The following is a 10795-nucleotide window of genomic DNA, read 5'->3' as shown; positions in this document are numbered from 1 at the left end:
TAATTATCTCAGTTCTGCCTTTACTTAAAGATGCAACTAATGCCAATACTGGAATTATGTCAGGGCATTGTGCCGCATCTATTAAAGTACTATTTAATTCATTACCTTTAGCAACAAAACCGTCCTCTCCTTTAGCTATAGATGCTCCCATTCTAGAAAGTATATCTACTACCTCTCTGTCTCCTTGAAGGGAATCTTCTTTAAGATCTACTACCTTTACATCTGATCCTAATGCATCTGCCGATAAGAAAAAGGCTCCTTGTGAATAATCCCCCTCGACTCTATAGTTCTGGCTTTTATACTTTTGATTACCTCTTATAACAAATTCCTTATAATCATTATTAACAATTTCTATTCCAAAATCTTTAATTGCAGATAATGTTAAATCTAAATATCCTTTAGATTCTAATTCTGTTGTTATAATTATTTTTGAATTTCCTTCTAAAAGAGGTAGAGAGAACATTAGCCCTGTTATAAATTGAGAGCTTATATTTCCTTTAACTCTAAATTCTCCAGACTTTAGCAATCCAGATGTAACTAAGTCAAGAACATCTTCTTTATAGGTATAATTAATACCTTGTTCATCAAACATTTCATAGTAAGTATCTAATGGACGTTTCCCAAGATTTCCTTTTCCAACAAATCTAGTGACACCTTCAAATGCTAAGGCAATCGGAACTAAAAATCTTAATGTTGAGCCAGATTCATTGCAATCTATAACTCTTTCGTATTCTCTTGATGATAAAATATCCTTTGAATTAATCCCTTTTACTTCTATAGAATCTTCTGATATGTTATTTATTATTGCTCCAAGAGCCCTCATAGCTTCAATTGTAGCTATAATATCATCTGAAAAATCTATATTAGATATCTTACTTATTCCATCTCCTAAAGCTGCACATATTACAGCTCTATGAGCCATACTCTTCGATGGTGGTATTTTCACTTTTCCATTAAGTTTATTCGGATATATCTTTATACTCCCCATTAATTCACCTCCTTAAAAAAATCAGGTGTTGTATCATATATAATACTTTCTCCAATATCTTTTAGTAGTATTATCTTTAATTTGTCCCCAAGATTCTTTTTATCTAACGCTATAGTATCTACTATTTTTTCATTATGCTCTATATTAATCTCATATGGTAATTGATAATTTACCAAAATCTCCTTAATCCTATCTGAAACTCCAATTTTAGTTATCCCCTGCTTTTCACCTAAAATTGAAATATTATACATACCTATAGAAACAGCTTCTCCATGACTAAATCCTGTAAAGTTATAGAAAGTTTCTACCGCATGCCCTAATGTATGTCCAAAATTTAGTAACATCCTCTCTCCAAGATCTTTTTCATCTTTTTCTACTACATCTTTTTTAATAGAACAACATGTATAAATTATATCTTCTATGCTATTCATAACTTCTTTCCTAGCTTTCAAGGTTATTAACATATCAAATAATTTTTTATCTTTAATACATCCATATTTAATCACTTCACCCATACCATCTCTATAAAACTTTTCAGGTAATGTACTAAGTACTTCTGGATCTATGAAAACAGCTTTTGGCTGATAAAAACTTCCTACAAGATTTTTTCCTCTTTCAAGGTCAACAGCTACTTTTCCTCCAACAGAACTATCTACCTGAGCTAATAAAGATGTTGGTACTTGTATAAAAGCTACCCCTCTTAAGAATGTGGAAGCTACAAAGCCCCCCAAATCTCCAATAACTCCACCACCTAAAGTTATTATGAGTTCCTTTCTGTTAAGCTTAAAATCAAGTAATTCATTATATATCTTAGGAAGAGTATTAAAAGACTTAGTCTCTTCACCTGGTTTTAATACCATAATCTTTGTATTAAACCCAGCACCTTCAAGAGACTCTTTAACTTTATCTCCATGATACTTATTTACATTTTCATCAGTTATAATAAATATCTTTTTCCCATTATAGATATTTTTTATTTTTACACCAATTTTATCCAATATCCCTTTTTCAATAAAAATATTATAGCTATTCTCTTTTAGATCAACATATAATTTTCTTGCCATAGTTTAATCATTCCTTATATTAAATTTCTCTACCAATAGCCTTAGCTATTAACCTTAATTCTGTAACTAAATTGTTATATACGCTAGGCTTGATTGATTGTTGTCCATCACATAACGCATTTGCTGGATCATTGTGAACTTCTATAATTAATCCATCTGCACCAATTGCAATAGCTGCCTTTGCAAGTGGATCAACCATCCACCATTTTCCTGTAGCATGACTTGGGTCAATTATTATTGGTAGATGACTAAGTTTCTTAATAGCTGGAACAGCACTTAAGTCTAAGGTATTTCTTGTATAAGTTTCAAAGGTTCTTATTCCTCTTTCACAAAGAACTATATTTTCATTTCCCCCAGCCATAATATATTCAGCTGACATTAGCCATTCTTCTATAGTAGCTGACAATCCTCTCTTTAAAAGAATTGTTTTATTTGTTTTCCCTAGTTCTTTTAATAAATCAAAGTTTTGCATATTTCTTGCTCCAACTTGTATTACATCTACATCTTCAACAAACTTATCAATATCATATGGCGACATAATTTCAGTTACTATTGGAAGTCCTGTTTTCTCTTTCGCCTTCTTTAGTAATTCTAATCCTTCATACTTCAATCCTTGAAATGCATAAGGTGAAGTTCTCGGTTTAAAAGCACCACCTCTTAAGAAATTTGCCCCACTTTTCTTAACATCTTCAGCAATTGATGTAATTTGCTCTTCGCTTTCAACAGAACATGGTCCTGCAATCATTGCAATTTTATTACCACCAATTTTATTTCCATTTACATCTATAATTGATGGTTCAGGATGAAACATTCTATTAGCTTTTTTAAAAGGCTCTGCCACATGCATAACTTTTTCAACATTTCTGTTGGCTTCAATTTGTGTATGATCAATCTTGCTTGTATCTCCAACTAAGCCTAGTATTATTAGTTCTTTACCAATAACGGGATTAACCTTAACACCTTTTTTTTCAATCGCATCTGTAATGTTATCAATTTCTTTTTGTGTTGTTCCTTGTTTTAATATTACTATCATTTTTTATTGCCCCCTCTTTTTTTATATATTAAAAAAGAGAACTCACTAATGAGTTCTCTCAAATAATCATTTAAAACAATTTATTATACACTAATAACAACTATACACTCATTAGAAAGGATTTATTCTTTTTTTTGCAAAATAAATAGCCAGCGCTAAAATAAAAGCCCCAGAATATAAAGTAAAAAAAGCTATAAGATTTTGCTAATACTTCTTTAACCATTCCTTCCATAGTGTCCTCCATTATTAAATTTGTATATTTTTCCTTTTTTTTATCCTTTTCTTATTATTATATCAATTTCACTAATATTGTCAATAATTTTTACTGTTTTTTATAAAATAGGAGAAAGTAATCTTACTAGTGATTCTTTTATTCTTGTACGTCTACTTCTTCCATCATGATTTTCTTTTGTTATTACTTTAGAATTTTCAATATCTATAAAAAACTGTCTTTCTAAATTTCTAGCTATTCTATCATCATAAATAAAGGCATTAACCTCAAAGTTAAGTTTGAAGCTTCTGATATCCATATTAGCTGTTCCTACTGTAGAAACCTGTCCGTCTACCACTATAGTTTTGGCATGAATAAAACCATTTTCATATTCATATACCTTAACTCCTAAATCTAACAGTTCTCCTATATATGAATTTGCTGCCCACTTCATAAATATATGATCTGGACTTGCTGGTATTATTATTCTCACATCTACTCCAGATAAAGCTGATAATTTTAATGCTTCAAGCACTGGTTCATCTGGAACAAAATATGGAGTTTCTAAAAAAATACTCTTTTTAGCATTATTAATCATCTTCAAATATCCGTGTTTAATATATTGTTCTTCGTGATCTGGTCCACTTGTTACTACTTGTATCCCTATATCTCCATCATTATACGTCTTCTCAGGATAAAAATCCTCAAAATTATCTATATTTTCTCCTGATGCATAACACCAATCTAATAGAAATCTATCAGTTAACTCATTAACTGCTTCCCCTTTAATTCTGATATGAGTATCTCTCCAAAAACCGATTTTCCTATCCTCATTAATGTATTCTTTCCCCACATTAAAGCCACCAATGTATCCATACTCACCATCTATTACCACAATTTTTCTATGATTTCTGTAATTGATACGTGTATTTATATGCGGCAACACCCCTGGAAAAAATATCTCAAACTTCCCTCCATTCTCAGTAAGTTTTTTCATAAGATTTTTTGTTAAAGTATATGATCCCATACTATCAACTAAAAATCTTACTTCCACTCCTTGAGCTGCTTTTTGCTCTAATATGTTTATTATCTTCTTTCCAATTGAATCTCTTCTAAATATATAATACTGAATATGAATGAATCTTTGTGCTTTTTTTAAATCTTTAATCAATTCTCTAAATTTGTCTTCACCATCATAATATATATCCACAGAATTTCCTGTAGTATACTTAGCTCCGCAATGATTATAATTCATCCTAATTAAATCTAGATATTCACTTGCTACATGATGTCTTTGCCCATCTTCCAAAATGCTTTTTGATAACTCTCTTCTCTTTACTGCATCGTTAAAAGTTTTTTCTTTAAATAATTTTTCTCTACTTAAATTCTGACCAAGTAAAATATATATTATAAACCCTAAACCTGGCAGTATAATCATTATTAATAACCACGCCCAGGTTGTTGTTGGATCTTTTCTTTCGATAAAAATTAAAGATAAGCAGAATGCTACATTTATTATCAGAAGTGCACCAATCAAAAATATTAAAAACATCATTCTTATTTTTCCTCCTAGGTGAATTATGATTACATAAAATTATATATTTTTTATGTAAATTAGGCAAATAATACTTGTAAGCTACAGTTGACCTATTAATTAAAATATCCTATATTTATATTATAACAAATTATGGAAAGAGGTTGGACTATGGTTTTCTTATATTTAGTTCTCATAATAGTATCCCTACTCACAATAGGATTAATATTAGAAGAGATTATTTTATTTTATCAAAATAAAAATTTTGTTAACCCAGGACAATTAGTTAAAACTCCCCATGGTAACATTAATGTATTTTCCAAAGGTACTGGGCCCACTACTGTTGTTCTTGCTTCTAACTTAGGAGTTACTAGCCCATATTGTGATTTTTACAATCTTCAAGACAAAATTTCAAAATTTTCAAATACTGCTTTATACGAAAGATATGGATATGGTTTTAGCCCAGATCTTTCTTCCTCTATAGGCCTAGATAATCTTGTAAATGATATTAGATATTCATTAAAAGAGAGTGGTCATACACCTCCATACATTTTTTTATGTCACTCAATGGCAAGCATAGAAATTATAAGATATGCTCAATTATATCCTCACGAAGTTCAAGGTATAATAATGGAGGATGGGGTTAATCCTACTTTTAAGGCTAAAATTAAACTTCCATCTATAGTTTATTTACGAATAGCTACCTTCTTTAAATTTACAGGAATTTATAGACTTATAACACTAATTCCAAGTGTAAAGAAAAAAATTTTAGGAAATACATCTACCAAAGAATTAATATCACTAAAAAAACGTCTTAACATTAAAAACTTTTATAATGAATATATGATAAAAGAAATTAAAAATTTTTCATCTAATTGTTCATTGGTATTAAAAGAAGATATAAACTTTAAAAATACACCTCTATATATTCTTACTGCTGGAAATAGAAAATCCTTTTCAAAAGAATTTAACAAGACTTGGTTTCAATCGCAAGAAGAAATGCTCTCTTGGTCAAACAAGTCATCCCAAGTAGTAGTTAAAAATTCTGATCACTTTATACACTATTATGATGAAGAAATATTAATAAATGCTGTTAAAGAAATTATTAAATAAAAAAAATTGTCTCAGTTCTCTGAGACAACTTTTTCATATTCCTATTTGAAATATCTATTTAATAAACCTTGGAATGCCTTACCATGTCTAGCTTCATCTTTACACATTTCATGTACTGTGTCATGAATTGCATCTAAATTAAGTTGTTTTGCTAATGTAGCTAAATCCTTCTTACCTTGGCAAGCTCCATGTTCTGCCGCTACTCTCTTTTCTAAGTTAGTCTTAGTATCAGCATCAACAACTTCTCCTAATAATTCAGCAAATTTAGCTGCATGTTCTGCTTCTTCGAAAGCAATTCTCTTATAAGCTTCAGCAACTTCTGGGAATCCTTCTCTATCAGCTTGCCTTGACATAGCTAAGTACATCCCTACTTCAGTACATTCTCCAGTAAAGTTAGCTTGTAATCCTTCTATAATTCTTGGGTCTACTCCCTTAGCTGTTCCTATATGATGTTCATCTGCATAAGCCATTCCTTCGCTTTGTTCTGCAAACTTATCAGCACCTACTCCACATACTGGACACTTTTCTGGCGCAACATCTCCTTCGTGAATATAACCACATACTGTACATACAAATTTTTTCATAATCAATATCCTCCCTTAATTTATAAATTTAAATTTAATTTTAATCTCATTTTCTCATCTTTTGTATCGCGTGTTCCTTACATGTTTTATTATATAATAATTATTATTAGTTGTAAAGTGTTTTTTTTAAAAAAATCTTTATTAATTCCTTTTGCCTAATATTTATCCATAACCATAGTATATTTATTAAATTTATCCTAATTTTATTCCAATACATGAAATTTCATAATTCGTATAAAATAGCTTGTCTCAATATTATATGTACCTTATAATTAAGTCTGACTTATTTTTACTGAAGGAGAATACAATGAATAATAATAAAAATAAATTAAAAAGAGAGCTAGGACTTACCGCCGCTACTGCTATTGTTATTGGAAATATGATAGGGTCAGGGATTTTTACCGCACCCCAAACCTTAGCTAGTGTATCAAGTCCATATACTACTATATTAGCTTGGATAATAACAGGCTTTGGTTCTCTTCTATTGGCATTAAGTTTTGCAAAACTCGGAACTAAATATCCTTCTACAGGAGGTCCTATAATATATACAAATAAAGCTTTTGGTGAATTTACCGCTTTTTTAGTTGCTTGGACTTTTTGGATTGGTTCTTGGATAGGAAATGCTGCAATTATAACGGCTATTATTAGATACTTAACTCCGTTCTTTCCTATCTTATCTACTAATAGTACCGTTGCATTTTTAGTATCATCAACATTTTTATGGATACTAACATTTATTAACTGCAAGGGTGTTAAAGAAGCTGGAATAGTAGGAATAATTACGACTACGTTAAAACTTGCAGCTATCTTAGTATTTGTTGTTATAGCTATATATGGATTTAACCCAGAATATTTAAATACTTACTCATCACCAGATGTTCAAGGCTTTGGAACTCTTCCAAACGCTATAGCCGTTACCCTTTGGTCTTTTATCGGACTAGAAAGCGCCTCATTATCTGGTGGTGAAATAAAAAATCCAGAGGTAAATATTAAAAAGAGCACAATTATCGGAACAATTTTAGCTACCATTATATATATATTGCTATCAGTTTTAGCTATAGGGGGATTATCTCAAAGGGAGCTTGCTAGTTCTGATGCCCCACTTTCAGCTATAATAAATAATATTACAGGGCAATCTTGGGGTGGCTCATTTATTTCTATTGGAATAGCTATCTCTGCTGCTGGAACTGCAAGTGGATGGATACTAACTACTGGAAGAGCTGCATACGCTGCTGGCGAAGATGGATTATTTCCTAAACTCTTTAGTAAAGTCAATCAAAAATCCAAAACACCTGTAGCTGCACTTGTAATATCAAGCATACTAACAAATTTATTGTTAATGCTTAATTATTCTTCAAGTTTATCAGATGCATTTAACTTTATGATAAATTTAGCAACTTTATCATTTATTCCTGCCTATGCATTAAGTGCTTGCGCAGAAATACTACTAACTTATAAGTCTGGTAATAAATTAACTTTTGCAAAATTTATAAAACACGGATTCCTATCAATATTAGCATTTTTATATTCTATATATATTATTTATGGATCAGGAGCAACTTCTGCTATGTGGATATTTATTTTAATGCTGATAGGAATACCTTTCTATACATATAAAGAACTCCAATCTAAGAAAAATAATTAAAATTATGACACTTTCACAATCTATTACTTTTGCTTATTTAATAAACTAAGAAGGAATGAATTCTATAGAATTCATTCCTTTTATTTTGCGTTTTTTAATTATTTTATAGCTTTAAATTCATAACCTTGCTGCTTCAAATATTGTATTATTCCTGGTAAAGCTTTTGCTGTTTCTTCTTTTCCATAGGTATCATGCATTAATATCAAAACTTTTTCTTTTTTACCTATAGTTTTTATAGCTTCCTGAGTTAATTGTGCTGCATTTTTATGTCCACTTTCTGCATCTCCCGATAATGAATTCCAATCAATTTGATACCAACCTTTTTCATGTAGAGCCTTGTCCACATTTTCTGCTCCTTGTGGATCTTTTTTACTCCATGTCTCTAGTCCACCAGGAAATCTTATAGCACGTGTTGAAAAATCTGGTCCAAAAACATTTTTTAAAGCTTTATCTGTTTTATCAAAATCAGACATACAATTTTCTAAACTTATCTTTCCATTAGGAAATAAATAATTATAATCATGTGAGTAAGAGTGTATACCAATTGTATTTCCTTCTGCTATTTCCCTCTTTGCTAAATTTTTATTTGTATCACTTCTATCAACATATTTTCCTATAACAAAGAAAGTTGCATTTACTTTTTCAGATTTAAGAACATCCAATATCTGTGGTGTCACTGTTTCTGATGGACCATCATCAAAAGTTAAATAGGCAACTTTCTTCCCATCAGCCCCATCAGGCTTTTGCCCTTTTATTTGTTGTTTTATATACTTTTCTAAATATGCAACATTTTCTACGCTACTATTACTTTCTTTATTTATAGAATCTTCAGTTTCTTCATTATGTAAGGAGGGTTTATCTTCACTTTGTTCTGAATTATTATCTGTAGCTTGTACCACTTTTTCATTTGTTGAAACCTTATTATTAATTACTGCCACTCCAACAATTACAAATAATACAATTGTGATAAATAATATAGTAATTTTTGCAATTTTAATATTTTTTATACCATTTTCTTTATTTCTAAAATTAAGTTTCATTTTTCTACCTCATAATATACTATAATTAAATATTTTTTGTTTCTTTTTAATTATACCAAAAATATATGACTATTAATAATACATAATATATATAAGTGTTATACATTTTTTATATACAAAAAAGTCACCCCCTCCCTTTAAAGGAAATTTCTATACATAACCTGAAATATTTATTCTTTTATTACGATTATAATAATATAGATTAATTTTGTTATAATTTAAAGGAGAAAAATATCATGAGTAAAAAAGATTTAATTGATGTGGATGAACGCAGTTTGCCCAATGTCTTTTTATCAGATAATCAAAAAAATAGAATTAAAAAAAGTTTATATAAAAATATAAAAAGATTCACTGAAAATAATTACGGACTAAAAATAGATAACTCTCTAGAAAACATAAAAAGAATGGAAGAAAAATTAGGCTCAAAAAAGGACGATGTAATTCATGGAGTAAAGCATGCTAGAGTATTGAAAGAACTCGCCTTGGAAGCAGCTCGTAAAGATTGTCCATTAAAGGACGAAGAAATTCTTTGCCAAAAGTTTTTTCAAATTGGTACTGGAATGGAAAATAGAGATGCTACTCTTTCGATATTTTATTCAGTATTTTATTGTCAAATATATATATCAAAGGATTATTTCATTTCGTATTCTTTCGATAACTTTTTCAGACTTCAACACCGAAGAATTATTCCAATAAAATATATACAATCAGTAGGAATATCAAAATTAGATAAAAATAGATTAAAGCTCTCTAGAGATAATTTGATAATTGATATAGATTACTGGTCTAATGAAAATGTAACTACTTATTATTTAATAGGCACAATGCTTGATATGATCGAAGTTAGAAATTTACTTATGAATCTTGGAGCTAGACCTTTTATTCATAAGAGATTTTCTGTAGGTAGAATTATTGAAATTATATACTTTTCAATATTTGCAATTGCCATAGCTTATTTTTTTATAGACCTCATATTGGGCAAATTTTTATAAGGAGAATATGCTATGATAAACAATTCTAATTTTATAAATCAATTAAAACTTCAAAATCCAGATGCTTTATTATATGTGTTAGACAACTTCGGAAATCTAGTGTATAGAATAGCATATTCAAATTTGCGCTCAAATGAGCTTAGTGAAGAATGTGTTAATATCGTTCTCTTTAAAGTTTGGAATTGTATAAATCATTTTGATTACTCTGATGATAAATTTAAAAATTGGATTTCTGCAATTGCTAAATATACGTCTATAGATATGTTAAGAATGGAGAAAAAACACTTTTATGATATAACTATTGAAAATCTAGTTATGTGTTCAAAAGAAGATGTTGAAAAAAACATAATTGAAAAAGAAAAACTGCAAAATATAAAAAATCAAATTTGTAATCTTAAAGAAATAGATAAAAATATTTGTATTGAAAAGTTCTTCAACAATAAAAGTCTTAAAGAAATTGGAGAAATGTATGGTATGACGCCTAATGCTGTAGCTTTAAGAATAATTAGAGCTCGAAAGAAACTAAAAACTCTTAATATGGACTCCTCTAGTTGACTTTAAACCTTTAAAACTATATAATTACTTATATTG

General features: G+C 29.3%; 10 protein-coding genes. 4 read left to right on the top strand and 6 right to left on the bottom strand.

The genetic code is table 11. The features are described 5' to 3' along the window. The 4 genes from FAY47_RS10320 to cls form a co-directional block, all read right to left on the bottom strand. Positions 1–988, bottom strand: a 988-nt coding sequence (locus FAY47_RS10320; protein ID WP_243129595.1) for a 3-phosphoshikimate 1-carboxyvinyltransferase, incomplete at its 3' end; no start/stop codon positions are given. After that, entirely contained in the window at positions 988–2052 is a 1065-nt protein-coding gene (aroB, locus tag FAY47_RS10315) for a 3-dehydroquinate synthase (protein WP_143316631.1), read from the bottom strand. The genes aroB and FAY47_RS10320, both read right to left, overlap by 1 nt. Positions 2053–2071: 19 nt before the next feature. Further along, entirely contained in the window at positions 2072–3085 is a 1014-nt protein-coding gene (gene aroF, locus FAY47_RS10310; protein ID WP_143316630.1) for a 3-deoxy-7-phosphoheptulonate synthase, read from the bottom strand. 332 nt (positions 3086–3417) lie between these two features. After that, positions 3418–4848 carry a cardiolipin synthase gene (cls, locus tag FAY47_RS10305; protein WP_143316679.1) on the bottom strand — a complete coding sequence of 477 codons (1431 nt, stop codon included), beginning with the start codon at positions 4846–4848 and terminating at the stop codon, positions 3418–3420. A 153-nt stretch (positions 4849–5001) separates the two neighbouring features. Between cls and FAY47_RS10300 the strand changes: the two genes are divergently transcribed. Further along, a complete protein-coding gene (locus tag FAY47_RS10300) occupies positions 5002–5943 on the top strand; it encodes an alpha/beta hydrolase (RefSeq protein WP_143316629.1) in 942 nt (313 codons plus the stop codon). Positions 5944–5984: 41 nt separating this feature from the next. On the opposite strand, the gene FAY47_RS10295 is transcribed toward FAY47_RS10300, so the two are convergent. Beyond that, positions 5985–6527, bottom strand: a complete 543-nt coding sequence (locus FAY47_RS10295) for an NADH peroxidase (RefSeq protein WP_143316628.1) — start codon at positions 6525–6527, stop codon at positions 5985–5987. A gap of 307 nt (positions 6528–6834) precedes the next feature. Here FAY47_RS10295 and FAY47_RS10290 point away from each other — a divergent pair, with 307 nt between their 5' ends. Next, the gene (locus tag FAY47_RS10290; RefSeq protein WP_143316627.1) at positions 6835–8172 is read left to right on the top strand and encodes an amino acid permease; all 1338 of its coding nucleotides are present in this window, start codon (positions 6835–6837) and stop codon (positions 8170–8172) included. Positions 8173–8270: 98 nt separating this feature from the next. Here FAY47_RS10290 and FAY47_RS10285 read toward each other — a convergent pair whose 3' ends face one another. Further along, positions 8271–9212, bottom strand: coding sequence for a polysaccharide deacetylase family protein (locus FAY47_RS10285; protein WP_143316626.1), 942 nt, complete (start codon positions 9210–9212; stop codon positions 8271–8273). Between the two features lie 236 nt (positions 9213–9448). On the opposite strand from FAY47_RS10285, the gene FAY47_RS10280 reads away from it, so the two are divergent. After that, the gene (locus FAY47_RS10280; RefSeq protein WP_143316625.1) at positions 9449–10204 is read left to right on the top strand and encodes a hypothetical protein; all 756 of its coding nucleotides are present in this window, start codon (positions 9449–9451) and stop codon (positions 10202–10204) included. Positions 10205–10216: 12 nt separating this feature from the next. Then, on the top strand, positions 10217–10759 hold the full coding sequence (locus tag FAY47_RS10275) for a sigma-70 family RNA polymerase sigma factor (RefSeq protein WP_143316624.1): 543 nt from the start codon (positions 10217–10219) through the stop codon (positions 10757–10759). Positions 10760–10795: the final 36 nt, after the last annotated feature.

The sequence above is a fragment of the Clostridium sp. HBUAS56017 genome (assembly GCF_007115085.1).
Classification (GTDB): Bacteria; Bacillota; Clostridia; order Clostridiales; family Clostridiaceae; genus Clostridium; species Clostridium cibarium.
This window is presented reverse-complemented; position numbering and strand designations above follow the sequence as displayed.